The organism is Lactococcus sp. S47 (genome assembly GCF_016517475.1).
Lineage (GTDB): Bacteria > Bacillota > Bacilli > Lactobacillales > Streptococcaceae > Lactococcus > Lactococcus lactis.
Genome location: NZ_JACVUB010000002.1, coordinates 154,386 through 176,398, shown reverse-complemented (window position 1 = coordinate 176,398; position 22,013 = coordinate 154,386). Strand labels below are relative to the sequence as shown.

General features: G+C 34.8%; 23 protein-coding genes and 1 riboswitch. Of the genes, 17 read left to right on the top strand and 6 right to left on the bottom strand.

Annotated elements, in window-relative coordinates:
* Positions 1–43: 43 nt before the first annotated feature.
* Together IAE52_RS03280 and IAE52_RS03275 are read right to left on the bottom strand one after the other, a co-directional pair.
* Complete coding sequence (locus IAE52_RS03280; protein ID WP_003131690.1) at positions 44–517, bottom strand: MarR family transcriptional regulator; 474 nt, start codon at positions 515–517, stop codon at positions 44–46.
* 2 nt (positions 518–519) lie between these two features.
* Entirely contained in the window at positions 520–1,797 is a 1,278-nt protein-coding gene (locus tag IAE52_RS03275) for a cation diffusion facilitator family transporter (protein WP_021722392.1), read from the bottom strand.
* Positions 1,798–2,071: 274 nt separating this feature from the next.
* Between IAE52_RS03275 and IAE52_RS03270 the strand changes: the two genes are divergently transcribed.
* The 5 genes from IAE52_RS03270 (at position 2,072) to IAE52_RS03250 (ending at position 8,157) form a co-directional block, all read left to right on the top strand.
* Positions 2,072–2,422 (top strand): PadR family transcriptional regulator, encoded by a 351-nt coding sequence (locus IAE52_RS03270; protein ID WP_003131688.1) that lies wholly within the window; start codon positions 2,072–2,074, stop codon positions 2,420–2,422.
* A 309-nt stretch (positions 2,423–2,731) separates the two neighbouring features.
* On the top strand, positions 2,732–4,453 hold the full coding sequence (gene lmrC, locus IAE52_RS03265; RefSeq protein WP_047205617.1) for a multidrug efflux ABC transporter LmrCD subunit C: 1,722 nt from the start codon (positions 2,732–2,734) through the stop codon (positions 4,451–4,453).
* Positions 4,454–4,456: 3 nt separating this feature from the next.
* Positions 4,457–6,451 (top strand): multidrug efflux ABC transporter LmrCD subunit D, encoded by a 1,995-nt coding sequence (lmrD, locus tag IAE52_RS03260; RefSeq protein ID WP_003131686.1) that lies wholly within the window; start codon positions 4,457–4,459, stop codon positions 6,449–6,451.
* Between the two features lie 176 nt (positions 6,452–6,627).
* Positions 6,628–7,893: a UDP-N-acetylglucosamine 1-carboxyvinyltransferase gene (locus tag IAE52_RS03255; RefSeq protein ID WP_012897169.1), complete on the top strand. Its 1,266-nt coding sequence runs from the start codon at positions 6,628–6,630 to the stop codon at positions 7,891–7,893.
* Positions 7,894–7,938: 45 nt separating this feature from the next.
* Positions 7,939–8,157, top strand: coding sequence for a YdbC family protein (locus IAE52_RS03250; RefSeq protein WP_003131683.1), 219 nt, complete (start codon positions 7,939–7,941; stop codon positions 8,155–8,157).
* A 26-nt stretch (positions 8,158–8,183) separates the two neighbouring features.
* Here the strand turns inward: IAE52_RS03250 and IAE52_RS03245 are convergent, their stop codons facing one another.
* From IAE52_RS03245 to thiT, 4 genes are all read right to left on the bottom strand, one after another.
* Positions 8,184–8,540: a DUF3397 domain-containing protein gene (locus IAE52_RS03245; protein WP_015425786.1), complete on the bottom strand. Its 357-nt coding sequence runs from the start codon at positions 8,538–8,540 to the stop codon at positions 8,184–8,186.
* Positions 8,541–8,563: 23 nt separating this feature from the next.
* Entirely contained in the window at positions 8,564–9,112 is a 549-nt protein-coding gene (locus IAE52_RS03240; protein WP_200136663.1) for a biotin transporter BioY, read from the bottom strand.
* A gap of 110 nt (positions 9,113–9,222) precedes the next feature.
* Positions 9,223–9,699 (bottom strand): aminoacyl-tRNA deacylase, encoded by a 477-nt coding sequence (locus IAE52_RS03235; RefSeq protein WP_003131680.1) that lies wholly within the window; start codon positions 9,697–9,699, stop codon positions 9,223–9,225.
* Positions 9,700–9,791: 92 nt separating this feature from the next.
* Positions 9,792–10,340, bottom strand: coding sequence for an energy-coupled thiamine transporter ThiT (thiT, locus tag IAE52_RS03230; protein ID WP_162551422.1), 549 nt, complete (start codon positions 10,338–10,340; stop codon positions 9,792–9,794).
* 46 nt (positions 10,341–10,386) lie between these two features.
* Positions 10,387–10,486, bottom strand: a riboswitch (TPP riboswitch).
* A 581-nt stretch (positions 10,487–11,067) separates the two neighbouring features.
* On the opposite strand from thiT, the gene IAE52_RS03225 reads away from it, so the two are divergent.
* The 12 genes from IAE52_RS03225 (at position 11,068) to IAE52_RS03170 (ending at position 22,012) form a co-directional block, all read left to right on the top strand.
* Entirely contained in the window at positions 11,068–11,928 is an 861-nt protein-coding gene (locus IAE52_RS03225; RefSeq protein ID WP_033900532.1) for a MetQ/NlpA family ABC transporter substrate-binding protein, read from the top strand.
* A 143-nt stretch (positions 11,929–12,071) separates the two neighbouring features.
* A complete protein-coding gene (locus IAE52_RS03220; protein WP_033900421.1) occupies positions 12,072–12,932 on the top strand; it encodes a MetQ/NlpA family ABC transporter substrate-binding protein in 861 nt (286 codons plus the stop codon).
* A gap of 116 nt (positions 12,933–13,048) precedes the next feature.
* Complete coding sequence (locus tag IAE52_RS03215) at positions 13,049–13,909, top strand: MetQ/NlpA family ABC transporter substrate-binding protein (protein WP_010905281.1); 861 nt, start codon at positions 13,049–13,051, stop codon at positions 13,907–13,909.
* A gap of 18 nt (positions 13,910–13,927) precedes the next feature.
* Positions 13,928–14,788: a MetQ/NlpA family ABC transporter substrate-binding protein gene (locus tag IAE52_RS03210; protein ID WP_003131672.1), complete on the top strand. Its 861-nt coding sequence runs from the start codon at positions 13,928–13,930 to the stop codon at positions 14,786–14,788.
* A 103-nt stretch (positions 14,789–14,891) separates the two neighbouring features.
* A complete protein-coding gene (locus IAE52_RS03205) occupies positions 14,892–15,998 on the top strand; it encodes a methionine ABC transporter ATP-binding protein (RefSeq protein ID WP_003131670.1) in 1,107 nt (368 codons plus the stop codon).
* Positions 15,998–16,693, top strand: coding sequence for a methionine ABC transporter permease (locus IAE52_RS03200; RefSeq protein WP_003131669.1), 696 nt, complete (start codon positions 15,998–16,000; stop codon positions 16,691–16,693). Before IAE52_RS03205 ends, IAE52_RS03200 begins: the two co-directional genes overlap by 1 nt.
* A gap of 47 nt (positions 16,694–16,740) precedes the next feature.
* Positions 16,741–17,289, top strand: a complete 549-nt coding sequence (locus IAE52_RS03195; protein ID WP_012897180.1) for an ECF-type riboflavin transporter substrate-binding protein — start codon at positions 16,741–16,743, stop codon at positions 17,287–17,289.
* A gap of 108 nt (positions 17,290–17,397) precedes the next feature.
* The gene (locus tag IAE52_RS03190; protein WP_033900425.1) at positions 17,398–19,095 is read left to right on the top strand and encodes an ABC transporter ATP-binding protein; all 1,698 of its coding nucleotides are present in this window, start codon (positions 17,398–17,400) and stop codon (positions 19,093–19,095) included.
* Positions 19,088–19,909 (top strand): energy-coupling factor transporter transmembrane protein EcfT, encoded by an 822-nt coding sequence (locus IAE52_RS03185; RefSeq protein ID WP_021722383.1) that lies wholly within the window; start codon positions 19,088–19,090, stop codon positions 19,907–19,909. Before IAE52_RS03190 ends, IAE52_RS03185 begins: the two co-directional genes overlap by 8 nt.
* Before the next feature lie 163 nt (positions 19,910–20,072).
* Complete coding sequence (locus tag IAE52_RS03180) at positions 20,073–20,366, top strand: helix-turn-helix transcriptional regulator (protein ID WP_010905285.1); 294 nt, start codon at positions 20,073–20,075, stop codon at positions 20,364–20,366.
* Complete coding sequence (locus IAE52_RS03175; RefSeq protein ID WP_014570376.1) at positions 20,290–21,069, top strand: ABC transporter ATP-binding protein; 780 nt, start codon at positions 20,290–20,292, stop codon at positions 21,067–21,069. The genes IAE52_RS03180 and IAE52_RS03175 overlap by 77 nt, the downstream gene beginning before the upstream one ends.
* Positions 21,062–22,012 (top strand): iron ABC transporter permease, encoded by a 951-nt coding sequence (locus tag IAE52_RS03170; protein WP_010905286.1) that lies wholly within the window; start codon positions 21,062–21,064, stop codon positions 22,010–22,012. Before IAE52_RS03175 ends, IAE52_RS03170 begins: the two co-directional genes overlap by 8 nt.
* Position 22,013: the final 1 nt, after the last annotated feature.

Genomic DNA, 22,013 nt, shown 5'->3' with positions numbered 1-22,013 from the left:
ACAAACAAAAAAACTGTCAGTAAAAATTAATTTACTGACAGAATTATTTTTCAATATTATTCCGAATAGCAGAATCAAGATGATTATTGTATTTATTGAGAAATTCTAAAATATTGCTGACAGACTCATCAGTTAATTCATCGAAGATAACTTGATCCTTTTCTGAAAATTTTTGGTGCAAACTTTCGTGACGGTCATTAATTTCTTGACCCTCTTTTGTTAAGCGAAAATAGATTTCCTTTTTATTTTGAGGAATTTGATAAGATTCAACGAGATTTTTTTTGAGCAGTTTTTTAGCGATTTTACTGGCAGCACCACGTGTCATGTAGAGATGATGAGCTAATTTGGTCACATTTGGATAAGGGGTTTTAGCAATAAATTCAATCGTTTCAATTTCTGATAACGAAATATTTGAGAATTCAGCCTCCATTTGTGGCTTGTAATAGGCATCAATCTTATTAAATAAATCAGTTAAAGAAGTCATGATTTGTTCCTGATTTTGCTGAAGATTGGTCATAATCACTTTTCCTCTCTTTTTAAAGTTGTCTGTCTATAAATACAGCGCCAATAGTCATTGCGTCGCCAGATACTTGTAACCACAAAATTTTGTTCATTTTTCCAGTAATCATAAGTTAAAATAAATGTTTTCTTGCTGACTTGTGAACTACTATAGTGATTTATTGCTAATGGAATTACTGACAGACTTGTCAATGAATTTTTAGAGTCATTATTTTTACTGACAGAATTTTCGTCAGTAATTTTTGCAAAATCTATCAATTTATCAGAAGCACTGATGATTTTTCCATCAGCAAGAATTTCTTGAAAAGTACTGTCAGTTAATTTGTCCAAATTTTCCAGATTTAAAAACTGTTCTTCTTTTGCCAAAAGTTCAAGTGAGCGACTGGCGTAATGTTCCTCTTCAGGTAAGGCAGCAGGTTCAACGTGGACATCAACATCATAAACACCATAATTGTCAATTAACATTTTCTCAATGAACTCGGTCGCTTCATGACTCTCGAAAACACTTAAATCAGGAGACATTTCAACCACTACATCAAGGAAAATATTACTTCCATAAGAACGACCTCGGACAAGCTTAACCCCTTTTACCTTTGGAACTAAGCAAATTGCTTCGCGATATTCTTCGACAAGATTTTCATCAAAACCATCAGAGAGACTAAAAACAGATTCATGGAAAATATCATAAGCAGTCTTTAAAATGAAACCACAAATAACTACAGCCATCGCAGTATCAAGCCACTCCCAGCCTACACTACTTGCTAAAATAGCAACCACAGTTCCAATAGAAGTCACCGCATCAGAGAGATTGTCCTTACTTGCTGCTGACAGCGCTTGTGAGTTCGTTTTTTTAGCCAATGCCCGATTATAAAGATAAACGCCCAGCATGACAAAAGCTGAGAATAGACCAACAAGAGCTCCCAGTGGGTCTATGGCTTCTTCTTTACCAGAAAGAAGTGTCATAACTGTTTCTCTTAAAACCTCAAAACCAACGAAAAACATGATAAAACTAGAAATTAAGCTAGCGATTGACTCAATTTTCCAGTGACCATAAACATGATCACTATCTGCTGGAATTCGAGCAAGTCGAAGACCAATCAAAATTGCAATATTTCCCATAATATCAGTCACATTGTTAAAACCATTAGCTTGAAGAGCACTAGAATGCACAATTGCTGCAAAAGCAATTTGTCCAATGGATAAAACAATATAAGCGATAATAGAAACCCAAACTCCTTTTTCAGCGAGTTTCAGATTGTTTGTACTTGAAGCTGCCATATGAATCCTCCCAAATTTACATCATTCCATTATAACAAAATTTTGAATGAAAGTTTGTATCTATTGCCAAAAAAGCTTTTATAACAAGGGCTCACAAAATATAAATAAAAAATAAGGGCTGACTAATTTATATAAAAATACCCACTTTCTACTATATTAATGTAGTAGAAATCAGTCAAAAATAAAATAATTATATAAAAAATTCAAGTACCTTGACTTACATAGTAATGTGAAGTATAATATACTTTGTTTAAAATGATAGAAAGGAAAAAGAATGGCAGAAATACCAAAGGAAATGTTACGCGCCCAAACCAATGTCATTTTGCTCAATGTCTTAAAACAAGGGGATAATTATGTTTATGGCATTATCAAGCAAGTCAAAGAAGCCTCAAATGGAGAAATGGAGCTTAATGAAGCCACGCTCTATACAATCTTTAAAAGACTTGAAAAGGATGGGATTATCAGTTCTTATTGGGGAGACGAAAGCCAAGGTGGCCGTCGTAAATACTACCGCTTGACAGAAATTGGTCATGAAAATATGCGACTTGCTTTTGAATCTTGGTCTAGAGTCGATGAAATTATTGAAAATTTAGAAGCAAATAAAAAAGATGAATCTAATAAATAATTTCCAATTAAAATTTAAGTTACTAAATAAGGGATGAAGGTAAAAAATATTCGTCGCAAATTGTTGACTTAAACTTTGAAAAGCGTTACAATATTTTTGTTAGTTTATCTTTTTTGAAACTAACTATTGTAATATTTAACAGCATTAACAATTAATGCTTGTTTACTAAAAAAAATAATGTTATAATTATTTTCTCAAAAAATTTATTGAAATTATTTTGAAGTAAAATGAAATTGAAAATTCAATTTAATGTAAACTTATTTACATTATTTAACTCTAGAAAGGAATTTTATGATTTTCAAATCAATCATGAAGCATAAATGGGTTGCCTTATTCTCAATCGTTTCAACCTTTATTTATGCAGGAGTACAGCTTTACCAGCCCCAAATCATGAAACGAATTATGACCGTAATGTCATCAACAACTTATAGCCGTCATCAAATGGCTGACAAGGTTTCAGGATATGGAGTTGAGCTTTTGGTTGTTGCTGGGATAGGGATAATTTTTGCTATCTTTAGTACACTTTCAGCGGCACGTATTGCCCAAGAAATTGGAGCAGACGTTCGTGAAGCGACTTACAAAAAAATCAATACATTTTCTTATGAAAATGTTGAAAAGTTCAATGCCGGAAACCTTGTTGTTCGGATGACAAATGACGTCACACAAGTTCAAAACTTGATGATGATGGTTTTCCAAATTTTGATGCGGATTCCAGTCCTTTTGATTGGTGCGGTTGTTCTTTCTATCACGACTCTTCCAAGATTATGGTGGATTACAGTTCTTTTAATTGTTTTAATCGTATTAGTCACAGCCGTTTTAATGGGACGCATGGGCCCTCACTTTATGGCTTTCCAAAAATTGATGGACCGTATTAACGCCATTGCTAAACAAAACTTGCGTGGTTCACGTGTCGTTAAATCATTCGTTCAAGAAAAAAATCAAATCAAAGATTTTGATGAAACTTCTGATGAACTTTACGATCATAACTGGGCAGTAGGAAAACTCTTCTCAGCAATGATTCCACTCTTTACTGTGATTGCTCAAGGAGCAATTTGGCTTGCTATTTACTTTGTTTCAACTTTTGTAACAGAGTCAACAACAGTTGCCCAAGATAGTATTGGTGGGATTGCTACATTCATGACTTATATGGGAATGATTATGTTTGCCATTATCATGGGTGGTATGATTTCAATGTTTGCTTCACGTGGTATGGTATCAATTGGTCGTATTAATGAAGTGTTAAATACTGATCCAGCCATGAAATTTGATGAAAATGCTAAAGATGAAGTTCTTTCAGGTTCTGTCAAATTTGACCATGTGTCATTCTCTTATCCTAATGATGAAGAACCAACACTTAAAGATATTAGCTTTGAAGTAGAACCTGGTCAAATGGTTGGGATTGTCGGAGCGACTGGTGCTGGTAAATCTACATTGGCACAATTGATTCCAAGACTCTTTGACCCAACAGAAGGTACCGTTTCAGTTGGTGGAAAAGATCTTAAAACAGTTAGTCGTGGGACATTGAAGAAAAATATTTCTATTGTTCTTCAAAAAGCCATTCTCTTCTCAGGAACAATTGCTGGAAATATTAAACAAGGGAAAGCCGATGCAACTGATGAAGAAATGACTCGTGCTGCACGCATTGCCCAAGCCGCAGAATTTATTACAACTAAAGATGGTCAATATGATTCTGAAGTTGAAGAACGCGGAAATAACTTCTCAGGTGGTCAAAAGCAAAGACTTTCAATTACACGTGGAGTTGTTAAAAATCCAAATGTCTTAATTTTAGATGACTCAACATCAGCCCTTGATGCTAAATCTGAAAAACTTGTTCAAGAAGCTTTGAATAAAGACCTTAAAGACACAACCACAATTATTATTGCTCAAAAGATTTCATCAGTGGTTCATGCAGATAATATTTTGGTTCTTGACCAAGGAAAACTTGTTGGTCAAGGAACTCACCAAGAATTAGTTGCTGAGAATAAAATTTACCAAGAAATCTACGACACACAGAAAGCACAGGAGGACTAAGACATGGAAAATACCAAATCAACAAGAAAAATGTCTGACACCACACGTGCCATCCGATTTTTTTACCTCTATCTGAAAAGATATAAACTCCAATTTGCTGTAATTATGATTTTCATCATTTTAGCAACTTGGTTACAGGTTGTTTCTCCATCACTTTTGGGGGACGCCATCACTAATTTGACTAAATATGTGACTGACTTCTTTACACATCAACATGCTGGTCAATCCCAAGATGCACTACAACAAATTGCTCAACAATTAAGCCAACAAATGCACCAAACAGTAGATTGGCACAATGTTCCTGAAGTTGTGAAATCTTTGCCACAAGCAGCACAAGACCAAATCACTGCTAATCTTCCTAAAGGAACAACTTTAGAAACACTTAAAACAGTGGCAACTTCACATGCAGCCAGCACTTCTACATTCATGAAAGGAATGTGGCAATTGCTTGCAGTTTATGTAGCAACAGGTGTATCAATGTTGATTTATACCTTGCTCTTTAGCCGTATCGTTGCTCATTCAACAAATCGCATGCGTAAAGGTTTGTTTGGTAAACTTGAACGTTTGACAATTTCATATTTTGACCGTCATCAAGATGGTGATATCCTTGCTCGTTTCACATCTGACTTGGATAACATTCAAAATACTTTAAACCAAGCACTCGTTTCAGTTATTTCAAATGCTGCGGTCTTTGTGGGTGTCATTATCCAGATTTTCAATAAAGATGTGACATTTGCTTGGTTGACAGTTGCCGCTTCTCCAGTTGCTATTTTATCTGCTGTGATTATCATTCGTCAATCGAAAAAAGCAACAGACAAACAACAAGAAGAAGTTTCACAACTTAATGCCTATATGGATGAAAAAATCTCTGGGCAAAAAGCAATTATCGTTGAAGGTTTACAAGAAGATTCTATTAATGGATTCTTGGAACACAATGAAAATGTTAAAAAACGTACCTTTGCTGCTCAAGCATGGTCTGGTATGATTTTCCCATTGATGAATGGTTTCCAACTTTTATCAATTGCCATTGTTATCTTTGGTGGAACGGCCTATGTTCTTAACGATGATAGCATGTCAATTGCCACAGGTTTAGGGCTTTTGGTTGCCTTTGTTCAATACGTTCAAAGTTACTACAACCCAATCATGCAAATTTCATCAAACTTTGGTCAACTTCAACTTGCCATCACAGGGGCAACTCGTCTGAATGTCATGTTTGATGAACCAGAAGAAGTTCGTCCTGAAAATGGTAAGAAATTTGATACGATTAAAGACGGAATTCAAATCGAAAATCTTGATTTTGAATATCTTCCAGGAAAACCAGTCCTCAAAAAAGTTAATATTGATGTTAAAAAAGGACAAATGGTTGCCCTCGTTGGTCCAACTGGTTCAGGTAAAACAACAGTTATGAACTTGATGAACCGTTTCTACGATGTTAATGGTGGAGCAATTAAATTTGATGGAACTGATATTCGTGAATTTGATTTAGATAGCTTGCGTTCAAATGTCGGAATTGTTTTGCAAGAGTCTGTTCTCTTTGATGGAACGATTGCTGATAATATCAAGTTTGGTAAACCAAATGCTACTCAAGAAGAAATTGAAACAGTGGCTAAGACAACTCACATTCATGATTTCATTGATAGCTTACCTGACAAGTACGAAACACATGTTTCAGATGATGAATCAGTCTTCTCAGTTGGTCAAAAACAACAAATTTCTATCGCACGTACCATTTTGACAAATCCAGAACTTTTGATTTTGGATGAAGCAACTTCAAATGTGGATACAGTAACTGAACAACAAATTCAATGGGCGATGGAAGCTGCTATTGCTGGTCGTACTTCATTCGTTATTGCTCACCGTTTGAAAACAATTCTTAATGCAGATAAGATTGTTGTTCTTAAAGATGGTGAAGTTATCGAAGAAGGAAATCACCATGAACTCGTTGCTCAAGGTGGCTTCTACTCTGAACTTTATCACAATCAATTTGTTTTTGAATAAGAGATTATTCAGTTAAGCAATGGAAAATAAAATCACAGTTAAAATTTTAGCTGTGATTTTTTATTTAGATAAAAAAGTCTATGAAAAACTACTATAAAATGTTAAAATAGAGAGCGGTTCTTAAAAATATAATTTTTTTAAGACAATAAAAATGTGAAAAGTGATTTTGAAATAATATGAAAAAAATAGTAATTAATGGTGGGAAGCGTATTTCAGGAACCATCCCAATTTCTGGCGCAAAAAATTCAGTAGTCGCTTTGATTCCAGCAACTATCTTAGCTAACGATGTTGTAACGCTTGAAGGAGTTCCAGATATTTCTGATGTCGCAAGTTTAGTCGAAATCATGGAAATCATGGGAGCAAAAATTGAACGAAATCTTGAAGAAGGACGACTTGTGATTGATACACGCAGTGTTGTTTCTCGTCCCCTTCCTTATGGAAAAATCAACTCTTTACGTGCTTCTTATTATTTCAATGGGGCACTTTTGGGACGTTTTGGTCAGGCAACAGTAGGCTTGCCTGGTGGCTGTGATTTAGGCCCTCGTCCAACGGATTTACATGATAAAGCCTTTAAAGCTCTAGGGGCTAAGAAGATTCAAGAAGAAGAAGCTGAGCACTTAGAAGTGATTGGTGATTCGTTAGTTGGAACAACCATTTATATGGATGTTGTTTCTGTTGGGGCAACAATTAATACTATGCTTGCTGCTAGTCGTGCAAAAGGTTTAACTATCATTGAAAATGCTGCCCGTGAACCTGAGATTATTGATGTGGCGACACTTCTAAATAATATGGGCGCACAAGTTCGAGGAGCTGGGACTGACATTATCCGCATTACTGGAGTGGATGAAATGCACGGTGCTCAACATACGGTGATTCCTGACCGTATCGAAGCGGGAACTTATCTTGCCTTAGCAGCTGCTATGGGAGATGGTGTCATCATTGAAAATGTTATTTATGAACACTTGGAATCTTTCATTGCTAAACTTGAAGAAATGGGTGTAGGTTTGACCATTCGTGAAGATAGTATTGAAGTTCATAAATCAGAAAATCTAAAATCAGTCAATATTACTTCTGTTCCTTACCCAGGGTTTGCGACGGATTTGCAACAACCAATTACACCACTTTTATTGAAAGCAAAAGGTCGTGGTTCAATTGTTGATACGATTTATCAAAAACGTGTCAATCATGTCCCTGAATTAGCTCGTATGGGTGCTAATATTTCTGTTTTAGATGATCGAATTATTTATGACGCTCCCAATGAATTAACTGGTAGTTGTGTTCAAGCAACTGACTTACGTGCTGGTGCGGCTTTGGTTACTGCTGGAATTATTGCCAGTGGAACTACAAAAATCTCTAATATTGAGTTTATCCTACGTGGTTATGACCACATTATTGAAAAATTGACTGCTGTTGGTGTAGATATTCAATTGATTGAAGAGTGACAAAAGTGATTTATTTTCGTATAGACTAATGAGAAAGGAAATAAGATGGCTGATAAATTAAAATTTGAAATCATTGAAGAATTGATTGTTCTCTCTGAAAATGCAAAAGGTTGGCGTAAAGAATTAAATCGTGTTTCTTGGAATGATGCTGAACCTAAATATGACATTCGTACTTGGTCACCTGACCATGAAAAAATGGGTAAAGGAATTACTTTATCTGAAGAAGAATTTGGTGTTCTCTTAAAAGAATTAGGAAATAAATAAAAGCCCTGAGATTTCAGGGCTTTTATTTAATGGGTAAATGTTATCACAATAAGGATAAGATAAATAATCAAAGTAATAAAGAAGGTCAAGCGCCACCAGAGTTTTAAAAAGCGACGATAGGTAAATTGTTTATAATAAAGCAAATCAAGCAACAACAAAACAAGCGCTAAGCCAGAAATGATTAGCAGGTAGTATGGAATGATGCTGATACTTGTAACATTTTTAGAAAAAATTTGCATCCCTAAGATGAGAAATATTGTAAAAACATCTGGAATTTTTAGTTTGCGATTGGTTAAGTGACGAAGTCTAAAAAACTTGAAAATGAAAACCAATGCAATAAAGACAATAAGGGGATAAAGCGCCATAAGTACTTTTATAAACATAGACTAATTGTATCGGTTTTGCCTTAGTTTGTAAAGTATTTATTTGTGTGAGAAAGTGCACGAATAAGTGCTAAGCCAAAGATAGTGACAAGGACAGCTTTAATAATTTCAACAATGACAAATGGTGTGAATCCAAGCTTTAAGGCCAATGACCAGTCGACATTGGTAAAAAATTTGAGCCACAATGTTCCGATAACTAACATAAGCAGGTGTCCTACAATATTTATGATAAAAGCAGGGATGGTCTTATAATTAATTTGATGAAGGCCAAAAGAAATAAGGGTTCCCATTATTAAAAAGGCAATTAGAAAACCACCTGTTGGACCAAAAAGAACCGCAATTCCTGATGTCCCTCCAGTGAATACGGGAATTCCAATAAATCCTAGCAGGAGATAGAGTAAGATAGCAAAAAAAGTTTCACGCGCTTTTAGTACTGTGGCAACAAGTCCTACGGCAAGTGTTTGTAAGGTGACGGGCACAATACCAATTGGGATAGACAGAGGAGAGAGAACCGCAATAATTGCTGCACCAAGAGCAATTAGGATTAAAGAATATAATTTTGTATTTTGCATTAAGAATCCTTTGTTTTATGTATAAAATAAAATATACTAAAAAAGAAGAATTTTTGCAAACTCTTGCTCTAATAAACAAAAAATTACTGACAGAAATTCTGTCAGTAATTTTATTCTCTAATTTCGACAAATTGAGCATGAACAAAGTCAGCAAGGACTTTAGGAGCGATTTTTATGCTACGCCCAACTTCGCCAGCTGAACAAACGATAAAGTCGTGCTCTAAGGCAATAGAATCAATGAAAATTGGGAATTTTTTATTTTGCCAAATCCCCACAGGATTATTTGCACCGTGAATATAACCTGTCGTTTTTTGCAAGTCTTTTTGAGGAATCATGCTTACTTTTTTATTGCCCGAAACTTTGGCCAATTTTTTTTCTGATAAATGCTCTGTCAGTGGAAGAATACCAATGACAGGACCAGTTTTATCGCCGATTAGTGCTAGGGTTTTATAAATATCACTGCGACTGATATCCACAGGGAGGCTATTACTTTCTAAAGCGTTAATTGCAAGTCCAGTATGCTCAATTTTTGCCTTATCAAGAATTTGTTCTACAAGTGTTTTCTTTAATTTTTGCTTTTTAGACATAGCTTTATTATAGAAGAATTTATGCTGACTGACAAGATAAAGTAATTTTACTGACAGATTTTATTTTTTGTAAAAGTTACTGACAGATTTTATTAGTAATTGCTATAAATGAAAAGTTTGGGGAATTTTTTGACGAAAATGATCAAAATGACAAATGCAGCAATAGCAGTAAAAATTGCACTGATTCCATTGACAGCAAGAGAATAAGCCACGGCTCCCCAGCCTTTCCAAGCGTATTGGCTCCAGAAAATGATTCCGGCAATAAAATGGAAGAAGTATTTAAGAAGAACAGCAACAAAAGTTCCCAAAAGAACTGGTGCAAGTTTTAGAGGGACTGTTTTTTGGCGGAAAAGTCCAGCAATTCCAAGTGAAACAGGGGCGATGAGATATTCAAGGAAGGCTTGAGACAAGGTTAAAATATAAGCGTGCCCAGTAATCATTGACAGAATTCCCCAGATTAATCCACCGACAAGTCCAGCTGTTAGGCCGCGACGAAAACTGAGAATAAGAATTGGGATACAGGCGATTTCAACAATAATCCAGCCATAAACAGTATTTGGAATAAGGCTGATGATGAAGGCGAGTGCCGCCATGAAGGCAATTTCCGTTAACAAACGGACATTGAACTTAGAATTAGACATAAAAAAACTCCTTTTTGATGCGCACAAAAGGAGGGTTAGAAATTAGACATTTGTCTTAACACATTCCTACGCTGGCATTACCCAGATCAGGTCAGATGGTATTTCTCGCTACTGACAGTTTTGTCAATAGACCCATTGTGCAAATATTTATTTTTACCCTTTAAGTTTAGCATATTTTAAGTTGAAAAGCATTTTTTTAAGATTGTTAATCTATTTTATAAATTAAACTTAAAAAATATTTAAGGCAACATAAAAAATCAATAATTCAAAAAAAACGAAAGTCTGTTAGAATAAGTCTATACACAAATTCGGACAAAATAAAAGCGGTCGAGTAAGTAATTGTGAAGGTCAGCACAGAGAGCTTGTAGCGGTGAGAGCAAGCCTGAGTGAAGCAATGAAAATGGCTTGATAAGCGTAGCAAGAGTAAGGTTTAACTAAGCTCTTGACGGAATGGTTCTCGTTATTGAACTTGAAAGTTGCCTTTGGAATCTGAAAATTTTCAGTGAACTAAAAAGTGCTTAAATCAAGAATGGTACCACGATATAGCTCGTTTCTTTATATGAAATGAGCTATTTTTATTTAGCATGAGCGCTTTATCTTGAAGAATTTGTTTAGATTTAGAAAAATTAACAGGTGCACGGTTAATTTTTCTAATAGATGTAAAAGTTTATCAAAAGGGGAATAATTGATTTTGAAAAATAAATCAATTAGAAAAAAGGGAGAAGAAATGAATCCAAGAAACAGAAATATTTTAATTGTCGTTATTGTTGTTGTAATTGTTGCTATCGCTGCATTTTTCGGTTTTAATCATAAATCTGGTGAAAGTAAAACGGCAAATAAAACTGTGAATATTGGAATAATGACAGGAACAAAAGAAGATGATGCCATTTGGTCAACTGTTTCTAAAACAGCTAAAGATAAATATGGAATTACTTTAAAATTCACTCATTTTACAGATTATACACAACCAAATACAGCTTTGAAAAACGGCGATATTGATTTGAATGCCTTCCAACATTATGCTTTCTTGAATGCTTGGAATAAAGCTAATGACGGTGATTTGAAAGCAATTGGTAATACAACAATTTCACCAATTCGTCTTTATTCTAAAAAAATTACTTCATTGAGCCAAATTAAATCAGGAGATACAATTGCAGTACCTAATGACGCTTCAAATGAAAGTCGCGCACTTTATGTCTTGAAGAATGCTGGTTTGATTGGCCTTTCTGTATCAGGTGACACACTTGCGACGGTCAAAGATATTAATTCAAATCCAAAAAATTTGGTCATTAAAGAATTAGATGCGGCACAAACACCGCGTGCGCTTGATTCACTTACAGCGGCAGTAATTAATGACGATTTTGCAACAACAGCAAAATTAACGGTTGAAGAGTCTATTTACACTGAACCTGTAAACAAAGATAGCGAGCAATGGATTAATATTATCGTTGCAAATAAAAAAGATGCTAATAACAAAATTTATAAAGAAGTTGTCAAAGCCTACCAAACTGAAGCAACGAAAAAAGCAATTGAGAAAGCTTATCCTGATAAGAGAAAAATTGCTGCTTGGGGATTGAAACTCGACTAAGTAATTTCGTTAAAAAGTAACGGTTAGGTGAAAACTTTGGAAATTTCTACTTTAGAAATTTCTGCCTTAGGGCTAATAAATTTTACTGACAGAAGACTCAAACTGATTACGAACGGTTTGGTCAGTAGAAATTGGAGAAGATTATGAATCCTAGAAATCGTAATATAATTATTGGAATAATTGTTGTTGTTATTGTAGCTATTGCTGGATTTATCGGCTTTGGTCAAAAATCTCAAGCAAATAAAACGGTAAATAAAACAGTGAAAATTGGGATAATGACAGGAACAAAAGAAGATGACAGCATTTGGCAAACGGTATCTAAAACTGCTAAAGATAAATATGGAATTACTTTGAAATTCACACACTTTACGGATTATACTCAGCCAAATACAGCATTGAAAAATGGCGATATTGACTTAAATGCCTTTCAACATTATGCTTTTTTAAAAGCATGGAATAAAGCAAATAATGGCAATTTAGTGGCGATTGGGGATACAGTGATTTCGCCAATCAGCGTTTACTCAAAACAACTCAAAAATATTTCAGATATCAAAGAGGGTGGAACCATTGCGGTACCAAATGATGCTTCTAACGAAAGTCGTGCCCTTTATGTCTTGAAGTCTGCGGGCTTGATTAAATTGGATGTTTCTGGTCAAACACTGGCGACGGTCAAAGATATCACATCAAATCCAAAAAATTTGGTCATTAAAGAACTTGATGCTTCACAAACTGCGCGTGCTTTAGATTCAGTCGATGCAGCAGTTATCAATAATAATTATGCCGTTACTGCTGGTTTAAAGAAATCTGATGCCATTTTTACAGAACCAGTTAATAAAGATAGCCAACAATGGATTAATATTATTGTTGCTAATAAAAAAGACGAAAACAACACTGTTTATAAAGATGTTGTCAAAGCTTATGAAACAGAAGCAACCAAAAAAACTATTGCTAAAGCTTATCCGGACAAGAGTACAATTCCTGCTTGGGGCTTGAAATTAAAATAATTGTTTTTAATACTCAAATAAGTCTCTCTTCATTGAGAGACTTATCGTTCAAAGAAGGTCTGGACACTTGTGAAATAGAATATTTTATAAGTATTCAGTAGAATTTGGGGAAAAATTTGAATCCGAAAAATAGAAATATTATTGTTGCACTCGCAGTAATTATCGTTGTTGCTTTGGTTGCTTTCTTTAGTTTAAATCATCAAGCAAGTAAAAAATCAACCGCTCAAAAAACAGTTAAGGTTGGAATCATGAGTGGGGACAAGCAAGATCAAGAGGTCTGGAAATCAGTAGCTAAAACCGCCAAAGAAAAATATGATTTAAAGCTAAAATTTGTTTATTTTTCTGATTATAATCAACCTAATGAAGCACTTCTTTCGGGAGATATTGATGTCAATGCCTTTCAATCTTATAATTATGTGAAAACTTGGAATAAAGCACATAAGAGTGATATTGTGGCAGTAGGAAATACTTATATTACACCAATGCACATTTATTCAAAAGAAGTCAGCAAATTGTCAGATTTAAAAGAAGGGTCAACCGTTGCAATACCAAATGATGCTTCAAATGAAAGTCGGGCATTGTTCGTGCTCCAAAGTGCAGGTTTGATTAAATTGACAACAAGTGATTCTAGCAAATTAGTTGGCTTACCAGATATCACAGAAAATCCGCATCAATTGAAATTCAAGGAAGTGGATGCAAGCCAAACACCGCGTGCGCTTGATTCTGTTGCTTTGTCAGTGGTTAACTATAATTATGCAACTGCAGCTAGCTTACCAAATTCTGAATCTGTCTATATGGAACCTCTCAACAAAACTTCTGCTCAGTATATTAACTTTATTGCTGCGACAAGTAAAGAAAAAAATAATAAAGTTTACAAAGAAGTTGCCAAGGCTTATGCTTCAAAAGCGACAGAAAAAGCAATCAAAGAACAATATCCAGATGGCGGAGAATTGCCAGCTTGGAACTTGAAACTTTGAAAATGAAAGGATTTATTTATGAATCCAAGAAATCGAAAAATTCTTTTTGGAAGTTTGCTTTTGCTGGTTATTATCGTTGGTTTAATCACTTTTACTTTAAGGCAAGGAAAAAGCAAATCTACTTCTGTCAGTAAAATCGTAAAAATAGGTTTGATGCCTGGTGGGAAACAAGAAGATGCCATTTGGAAACAAGTTCAAAAAAATGCAAAAGACCAATTTGGGATTACTTTAAAATTTGTCAATTTTACTGACGGAGATCAGCCCAATAAAGCTTTGGCTAACCATGAAGTGGACCTCAATGCCTTTCAACATTACGCTTACTTGAAATCATGGAATAAAGCTAATAATGGAAATATCGTATCAATTGGTGATACAATTATTACGCCGATTCATTTGTATTCGACAAAGTATAAAAATGTGACGGAAATTCCTGATAAAAGTACGATTGCTATCCCAAATGATGTTACCAATGAAAGCCGCGCCCTTTATGTTTTAAAAAATGCAGGACTCATTAAACTTGATACTTCTAGAGGAGCATTAGCAACGGTTAAAGATATCAGAGATAATCCGAAAGGCTTAATTATCAAAGAAATTGATGCAAGTCAAACCCCACGTGCGCTTGATTCTGTTGCTGCAGCAGTCATTAATTATAATTTTGCTATTTCAGCAAAAATTTCGGAGAAAGAATCAATTTATCAAGAACCTTTAAATGAAGATTCAGCTCAATGGATTAATTTTATTGCGGCAAATCAGTCTGATAAAAATAATAAAGTTTATAAAGAAGTGGTCAAAGCTTATGAGCAAAAAAATATCGCTGATACCATTAAAAAAGAATATCCAGATGGTGGAGAACTCCCCGCTTGGAATTTAAAATTGTAACTAAGAAAACTCGTCAGAGACGAGATTTTCTGTCAGTACTGACAAAAGAGAAAATAACTTTGTCAGTACTGACAGAGAATGAAAAAAGATAAAGGAAAACAATATGACAGCAATTATTGAATTAAATAATCTTTCTGTACAATTTCATCAGAAAGGACGATTAGTCACAGCAGTAAAAGATGCTACTTTACACATTGAAAAAGGGGATATTTATGGAGTAATTGGTTATTCTGGGGCTGGTAAATCAACTTTGGTCAGAACCATTAATCTCCTTCAAAAACCGACCAAAGGTCAAATTGTGATTAATGGTGAGAAGATTTTTGATAGTGAAAATCCTGTAAAATTTACTGGCGCGAAATTACGTGAGTTTCGTCAAAAGATTGGGATGATTTTTCAACATTTTAATCTTTTAAGTGAAAAAACCGTTTTTAATAACGTGGCTTTTGCTTTACAGCATAGCCAAATCGAAGATAAAAACGGGAAAAAACGTTATCTTACAAAAAAAGAAAAAACGGATAAAGTGACCGAATTATTAAAATTAGTTGATTTAGAAGAGCTTTCTGATAAGTATCCAGCTCAGCTTTCTGGGGGACAAAAACAAAGAGTTGCTATTGCGCGTGCGCTTGCTAATGACCCTGAGATTTTGATTTCAGATGAAGGAACATCAGCACTTGATCCAAAAACAACCAATCAAATCTTAGATTTACTTAAATCTCTTCATGAAAAATTGGGAATCACAGTTGTTTTAATTACACATGAGATGCAAGTGGTTAAGGAAATTGCTAATAAAGTAGCTGTTATGCAAAATGGTGAAATCATTGAACAAAATTCATTAATTGATATTTTTGCACAACCTAAAGAAGCTTTAACAAAACAATTTATTGAAACAACAAGTTCGGTCAATCGTTTTATTGCCAGTCTTTCTAGAACAGAACTTCTGGCACAATTAGCAGATGACGAAGAATTAATTCACTTAGATTATTCAGGTTCAGAGCTTGAAGACCCTGTGGTTTCTGATATTACGAAAAAATTTGATGTAACAACCAACATTTTCTATGGTAATGTTGAGTTACTTCAAGGACAACCTTTTGGTTCATTAGTTTTGACCTTAAAAGGTTCAAGTGAACATCGGGCTGCCGCAAAGGCATATTTTGTTGAAAGACATTTAAAATTTGAAGTTTTAGGTAAAATTGAAAGGACGGTAGACTAATGGCAGAATGGTTTGCACATACATTTCCTAATGTGGTTTATTTAGGATGGACAGGTGAGACGGGTTGGTGGACAGCAATTGTTCAAACGCTTTATATGACATTTATTTCAGCACTTATTGGTGGTTTATTGGGATTGATATTTGGAATTGGTGTTGTGGTGACTGCTGAAGATGGGATTACACCTAATCGACCATTATTTTGGATTTTAGATAAAATTGTTTCTATCGGACGGGCTTTTCCCTTTATTATCTTATTAGCAGCAATTGCTCCCTTGACTAAAATTTTGGTGGGGACGCAGATTGGTGTTACTGCGGCTTTAGTTCCATTGGCTCTAGGAGTGGCTCCTTTTTATGCCAGACAAGTTCAAGCTTCGCTTGAGTCTGTTGACCATGGAAAAGTTGAAGCAGCTCAAACGGTGGGAGCTGATTTTCTCGATATTGTTTTCACGGTCTATCTTCGTGAAGAATTAGCTAGTTTAATTCGTGTTTCAACCGTTACTTTAATTTCCTTGATTGGTTTGACTGCAATGGCTGGTGCGATTGGAGCTGGTGGACTAGGAAATACGGCCATTTCTTATGGATATAATCGCTTTGCCAATGATGTGACTTGGTTTGCAACCATTTTAATCTTGATTTTTGTTTTATTGGTTCAGCTTGTTGGTGATTTCTTAGCTAGACGGGTTTCACATCGATAATTTATCAAATAATTTTAGATAAAAATATTTTATAAAAAGGAGAAACAATGAAAAATAACTCTGTAAAAATTGTTGTTGCCACTGGGATTGGGGCTGCTTTGTTTGTGATTATTGGTTGGCTAATTAATATTCCTACACCAATTCCAAATACTAGTATTCAATTGCAATATGCGGTCCTTGCCCTATTTTCAGCCTTATTTGGCCCTTTAGCTGGTTTCTTGATCGGATTTATTGGTCATGCCCTTAAAGATTCATTTCTCTATGGTGCGCCTTGGTGGACTTGGGTTTTAGGCTCAGGTTTGATGGGCTTATTTCTAGCTTTTGGAGTCAAAAGAGAAACTTTGACTCAAGGAATTTTTGGAAATAAAGAAATCATTCGTTTTAATATTGTTCAATTTTTAGCCAATGTCGTAGTTTGGGGAATTATTGCTCCAATTGGGGATGTTTTAGTTTATAGTGAACCGGCAAATAAGGTCTTCACACAAGGAATTGTTGCTGGTTTAGTAAATGCATTGACTATTGCCGTAGCAGGAACTTTACTACTCAAACTCTATGCTGCTACCAGAACCAAATCTGGCTCACTCGATAAAGAATAAAAAGCTCCAGATATGCTAAAATAAAAGCAGCAAATATTTGCTGCTTTTACGCTTGTATCGGTTTAATAAAGCACAAAAAATAAAGTATCTCTAAAAAGAAGGATAAAAATGGAAGCCTTAATTTCGTTCAAAGATTTTACATTTAAATATGATTTACAAAAAAATCCAACTTTAAAAAAGATTAATTTGGAAATATTTCCTGGGGAAAAAGTACTGATTGTCGGTCCTTCTGGTTCAGGTAAATCAACGATTGGTTCTTGTCTTAATGGGATTTTGCCTCATTTACATAAAGGAGAAGCAAGTGGGGAACTCTCAATTGCTGGTTTGCCCTTTGGGACTTCAATTGCTGAATTATCTGAAAAGGTGTCGACGATTTTGCAAGATACTGATGGCCAGTTTATTGGTTTGAGCGTTGCTGAGGATATTGCTTTTGCTTTGGAAAATGATGGTCTGATTCATGATGAACTGGTCAGTAAAGTGGCCTATTGGTCAGACAAAACAGAAACAAATAAACTCTTGAATCATCGTCCCCAAGATTTGTCGGGAGGACAAAAGCAGCGGGTTTCTTTAGCTGGTGTTTTGATTGATGAATCGCCAATTTTGCTTTTTGATGAACCTTTAGCCAATTTGGACCCGCAAACTTGCTTAGAAACAATGGCTTTGATTAAGGATATTCATGAAAATAATGAAGTCACTACGATTATCATCGAACACCGAATCGAAGAAGTTTTACCGCTTGGTATTGATAAAATTGTCGTGGTCAACGACGGCGAAATTGTTGCAACTGGAAGTCCTGCTGAATTATTAAAAACAGAAATTTTTAATGAAAATTCATTACGCGAGCCCCTCTATCTCTCAGCATTAAAAGCTGCAAATGCTACAAAATTACTGACAGATTTTTCTGACCTAAAAAGTTTGGAAGTTCTGTCAGCAAAAAAATTACTGACAGATTTTTTAGACACTTATAAATTTACTGACAAGGCTGTCAGCAAAAATAATATTCTGTCAGTAAAAAATTTATCAGTAAATTTTGCTCAACATGAAGTTCTAAAAGGTATTAATATAGAAGTTCAAGAAGGAGAAAAAATTTCAATTGTCGGGAAAAATGGAGTTGGTAAGTCAACCTTTGCCAATGCACTCTGTCATTTTGTTGAAGCGAGTGGCGAAATTTTATACCGAGGGCAATCGATTATTGCTGATTCTATTTCTGAACGTGCGAAAAAAATTGGCTATATTATGCAAAATCCAAATCTGATGATTTCGCAAAATATTGTCAGTGATGAGGTGGTAGCTGGTTTACGACTCCGTCATGTTGATGAAAAAATGATTCAAGATAAAGTTGAAGAAATTTTGAAAGTTTGTGGGCTTTATCCTTTTAGAAATTGGCCAATTTCTTCCTTGAGTTATGGTCAGAAAAAAAGAGTAACGATTGCTAGTATTTTAATACTAGAACCTGAAATTTTAATCCTTGACGAGCCAACAGCTGCTCAGGATTTACAATCTTATCGGGAAATCATGGATTTTCTTGACGAACTTAATCGCCGTCTTCATTTAACAATGATTATGATTACACACGATATGTATTTAATTACAGAATATAGTGACCGGACCCTTGTTTTTGCTGACGGGAAAATTATTGCTGACAGCAGTCCTTATCAAATTTTAGAAAATGAAGATTTTGTAAAAATGGGCAATTTAAGTCAACCAAGCCTTTATCAACTTGCCAGACAAACGGATACCAATCCCGTTTTACTGACAAAAGCTTTCATCAATTTTCAGAATCAGGAGAGATTAAAGCATGAATAATCAACTTAGTGTTCTAGGCTATCAAGCTGGAAATTCTTTTATTTACCAACTGAATGCAACAGCAAAACTCCTTTTCTTTCTATTAATTTCTATCAGCAGTATGGTGACTTATGATACGAGATATTTGGCTTTTGTTGCTTTATTTTCGGTAATTTTATTCTATTTTTCTAAAATTCCTTTTTCATCAGTAAAAAGGGTTGCCCAATTTGCAGCAATTTTTGCGATTTTAAATCTGCTTTTTGTATTTATTTTTGACCCTGGATATGGCGCGCGACTTTATGATTCAAAAACAATCCTTTGGGGACCTCTTACTTTAGAAGAACTTTTTTACCTTTTTAATCTCGTCTTGAAGTATTTTTCAACCATTCCGCTCGCTTTACTCTTTATCTTAACTACTAATCCGAGCCAATTTGCCAGTAGTTTAAATAAAATTGGTCTGCCTTATCGTTCCTCATATTCGGTTTCCTTAGCACTGCGCTATATTCCTGATATGCAAGAAAAATTTTTAGCAATCCGTAATGCTGGACAGGCCAGAGGAATGGATTTATCAAAAAAAGTAGGACTTTTTTCGCGAATAAAATTAAATGTTCAATTGTTACTTCCTTTAATTTTTTCCAGTTTAGAACAAATTGATACTATTTCCACAGCTATGGAGCTTAGACGATTTGGTAAAAAGAAGAAAAGAAGTTGGTATTCTTATCAACCTTTGAATGTTAAAGATTACTTGGTTATCTTGCTTGCGCTTTTAGGAGTGGTGATTGTTATTCTTCTCTTCTTTGTAAATCAGGGCCGATTTTTTAATCCATTTCATTAAGAAAAGCAGGTTTTCTGCTTTTTTTCTTATCTTGCAAAAATGGGTGGAAAATGGCATAATAGGACTTGTAAAAAACTTTTGACAAGCCAATTGTTTGCAAAAGATAATAAAATTTGAATTAAATCTTAAAAAAGAACTTCCAAAAGAATTAGAAGGGAAAAACATGGAAAATAAAATACGTGAATTGCGCCGATTATCTCATCTTTCACAAGAGGATGTCGCACATATCGCTCACGTCTCGCGTCAGACGATTAATGCGATTGAAAATGACAAATACGACCCAGAGTTAACGCTTGCTTTCAAACTTGCGGAAACCTTAGGGACAACCGTTGATGAGCTTTTTAACTATCAACCAACCGTTGTGAAAAGGAAAGAAAACGATGTATTTTGGTGCGAAAAATATCAATGTGTCTTATGGAAAAGAGCAGGTATTGAAAAACGTAACGCTGTCGATTGAAAAAGGAAAAACGACAGCTATTATTGGAGTCAATGGTTCTGGAAAATCAACGATTTTAAAGGCACTTGGACGTTTAATTAAATCGGATGGACAGGTTATCTTTGATAATCAACCTTTAAGTCAACATTCTAATCGTGAAATTGCTAGAATTTTAGCGCTCTTACCTCAATCAATTACTGCCCCAGCTGATATTACAGTCTATGAACTTGTCAGTTTAGGACGTTTCCCACATCAAAAATTAATGCAACAACGTCTCTCAAAAGAAGATATTTTGTTCATAGAAGAATTGATGAGAGAAACAAAGATTTGGGACATTCGAGAAAGTAAGATATCAGAACTTTCTGGTGGACAAAAACAAAGAGTTTTTATCACGATGATTTTAGCTCAAGATAGTGAGATTATTTTATTAGATGAACCAACGACTTATCTAGATTTAGCTCATCAGTTAGATATTTTATGTTTATTAAAAGATTTGGCGACAAAGAGAAATAAAACCATTGTTTACGTCATTCACGATTTAAATCATGCCGCTCGTTTTGCTGACAATCTAGTCCTTGTTAAAGACGGAGAAGTGGTTGAAGAAGGAACTGTTGATGAGTTATTTACTCAAAAAACGTTGAAAGAATGCTTTGGATTAGATGTCACTTTAGGATGTGATACCTTTACCAAAAAATTAATGATTACTGGGGTGAAAGATGCCTAAAAAACATTTTCTGACAATCTTTTTTGCCCTAGTTTTTTCTTTACTTTTTTTGTCAGTAATATACCTGATGCTTGGAAATAAAAATGTTCCTCTGACAGAAATTTTAGTAAATAAAATGGTCTTACAATTAAGATTTCCACGGTTAATAAGTCTTTATCTCACAGGATTTCTCTTATCCGTCAGTGGATTTATTGTTCAAATTATGACTAGAAACCCAATTGCCGAAATGGCAACTTTAGGGATTTCTGGCGGTTCGAGCTTGGCTTTATCACTCATTTTAACTTTGGGTTGGTCAACGAATGATGGGATTTCAGTTCTAGTTTCATCACTAGGAGCATTTATTGCTTTAGCCGTCGTCATGCTTTTGACTGCCAGAACGCATTTTCAGCCATTAAAAGTTGTACTAGTTGGAACGTCAGTTGGACTTTTTGCAACTAGTTTAGCCAGCTCCTTGACTTTTGCCAGCCACGATACACAGGCCTATTTTCGCTGGATTGTGGGTTCTTTTTCAGGGATAACTAATACTAAAGTTCTTTTGATGGCAGTAGTAAGTCTTATTTTTCTTATCCTCTTGCTTTTATTTTCAAAACAAATTTATTTATTGAATTTTGGTGATGAGCTTGCTCAATCTTTTGGGATTTCTGTCAATTTTGTTCGTTTAGTCATTATGTTTTTAGTTGCGCTGGCTTCTGGTGTAACTGTTGCCTCAGTTGGGGTGGTCAGCTTTGTCGGTTTGATTGCTCCACATATTGCCAAAAAGCTTGTCAGAGCTAATTTTTGGCAAAATGTAATTCTGTCAGTACTGACAGGAATGTTATTGCTTGTTTTAGCTGATTTGATAGCCAGAAATTTATTTAAACCTTACGAATTTCCAGCAGGAAGTCTAACCATGCTTCTAGGTGCTCCCTTCTTTCTTTGGGTTATTACAAAGGAGGCAAAATAAA

What these genes read in the sequence shown, in the direction of transcription:
- IAE52_RS03280 (WP_003131690.1), bottom strand. Translation starts at nt 517, where the DNA reads ATGACCAATCTTCAGCAAAATCAGGAACAAATCATGACTTCTTTAACT.
- IAE52_RS03275 (WP_021722392.1), bottom strand. Translation starts at nt 1,797, where the DNA reads ATGGCAGCTTCAAGTACAAACAATCTGAAACTCGCTGAAAAAGGAGTT.
- IAE52_RS03270 (WP_003131688.1), top strand. Translation starts at nt 2,072, where the DNA reads ATGGCAGAAATACCAAAGGAAATGTTACGCGCCCAAACCAATGTCATT.
- lmrC (WP_047205617.1), top strand. Translation starts at nt 2,732, where the DNA reads ATGAAGCATAAATGGGTTGCCTTATTCTCAATCGTTTCAACCTTTATT.
- lmrD (WP_003131686.1), top strand. Translation starts at nt 4,457, where the DNA reads ATGGAAAATACCAAATCAACAAGAAAAATGTCTGACACCACACGTGCC.
- IAE52_RS03255 (WP_012897169.1), top strand. Translation starts at nt 6,628, where the DNA reads ATGAAAAAAATAGTAATTAATGGTGGGAAGCGTATTTCAGGAACCATC.
- IAE52_RS03250 (WP_003131683.1), top strand. Translation starts at nt 7,939, where the DNA reads ATGGCTGATAAATTAAAATTTGAAATCATTGAAGAATTGATTGTTCTC.
- IAE52_RS03245 (WP_015425786.1), bottom strand. Translation starts at nt 8,540, where the DNA reads ATGTTTATAAAAGTACTTATGGCGCTTTATCCCCTTATTGTCTTTATT.
- IAE52_RS03240 (WP_200136663.1), bottom strand. Translation starts at nt 9,112, where the DNA reads ATGCAAAATACAAAATTATATTCTTTAATCCTAATTGCTCTTGGTGCA.
- IAE52_RS03235 (WP_003131680.1), bottom strand. Translation starts at nt 9,699, where the DNA reads ATGTCTAAAAAGCAAAAATTAAAGAAAACACTTGTAGAACAAATTCTT.
- thiT (WP_162551422.1), bottom strand. Translation starts at nt 10,340, where the DNA reads ATGTCTAATTCTAAGTTCAATGTCCGTTTGTTAACGGAAATTGCCTTC.
- IAE52_RS03225 (WP_033900532.1), top strand. Translation starts at nt 11,068, where the DNA reads ATGAATCCAAGAAACAGAAATATTTTAATTGTCGTTATTGTTGTTGTA.
- IAE52_RS03220 (WP_033900421.1), top strand. Translation starts at nt 12,072, where the DNA reads ATGAATCCTAGAAATCGTAATATAATTATTGGAATAATTGTTGTTGTT.
- IAE52_RS03210 (WP_003131672.1), top strand. Translation starts at nt 13,928, where the DNA reads ATGAATCCAAGAAATCGAAAAATTCTTTTTGGAAGTTTGCTTTTGCTG.
- IAE52_RS03205 (WP_003131670.1), top strand. Translation starts at nt 14,892, where the DNA reads ATGACAGCAATTATTGAATTAAATAATCTTTCTGTACAATTTCATCAG.
- IAE52_RS03200 (WP_003131669.1), top strand. Translation starts at nt 15,998, where the DNA reads ATGGCAGAATGGTTTGCACATACATTTCCTAATGTGGTTTATTTAGGA.
- IAE52_RS03195 (WP_012897180.1), top strand. Translation starts at nt 16,741, where the DNA reads ATGAAAAATAACTCTGTAAAAATTGTTGTTGCCACTGGGATTGGGGCT.
- IAE52_RS03190 (WP_033900425.1), top strand. Translation starts at nt 17,398, where the DNA reads ATGGAAGCCTTAATTTCGTTCAAAGATTTTACATTTAAATATGATTTA.
- IAE52_RS03185 (WP_021722383.1), top strand. Translation starts at nt 19,088, where the DNA reads ATGAATAATCAACTTAGTGTTCTAGGCTATCAAGCTGGAAATTCTTTT.
- IAE52_RS03180 (WP_010905285.1), top strand. Translation starts at nt 20,073, where the DNA reads ATGGAAAATAAAATACGTGAATTGCGCCGATTATCTCATCTTTCACAA.
- IAE52_RS03175 (WP_014570376.1), top strand. Translation starts at nt 20,290, where the DNA reads ATGTATTTTGGTGCGAAAAATATCAATGTGTCTTATGGAAAAGAGCAG.
- IAE52_RS03170 (WP_010905286.1), top strand. Translation starts at nt 21,062, where the DNA reads ATGCCTAAAAAACATTTTCTGACAATCTTTTTTGCCCTAGTTTTTTCT.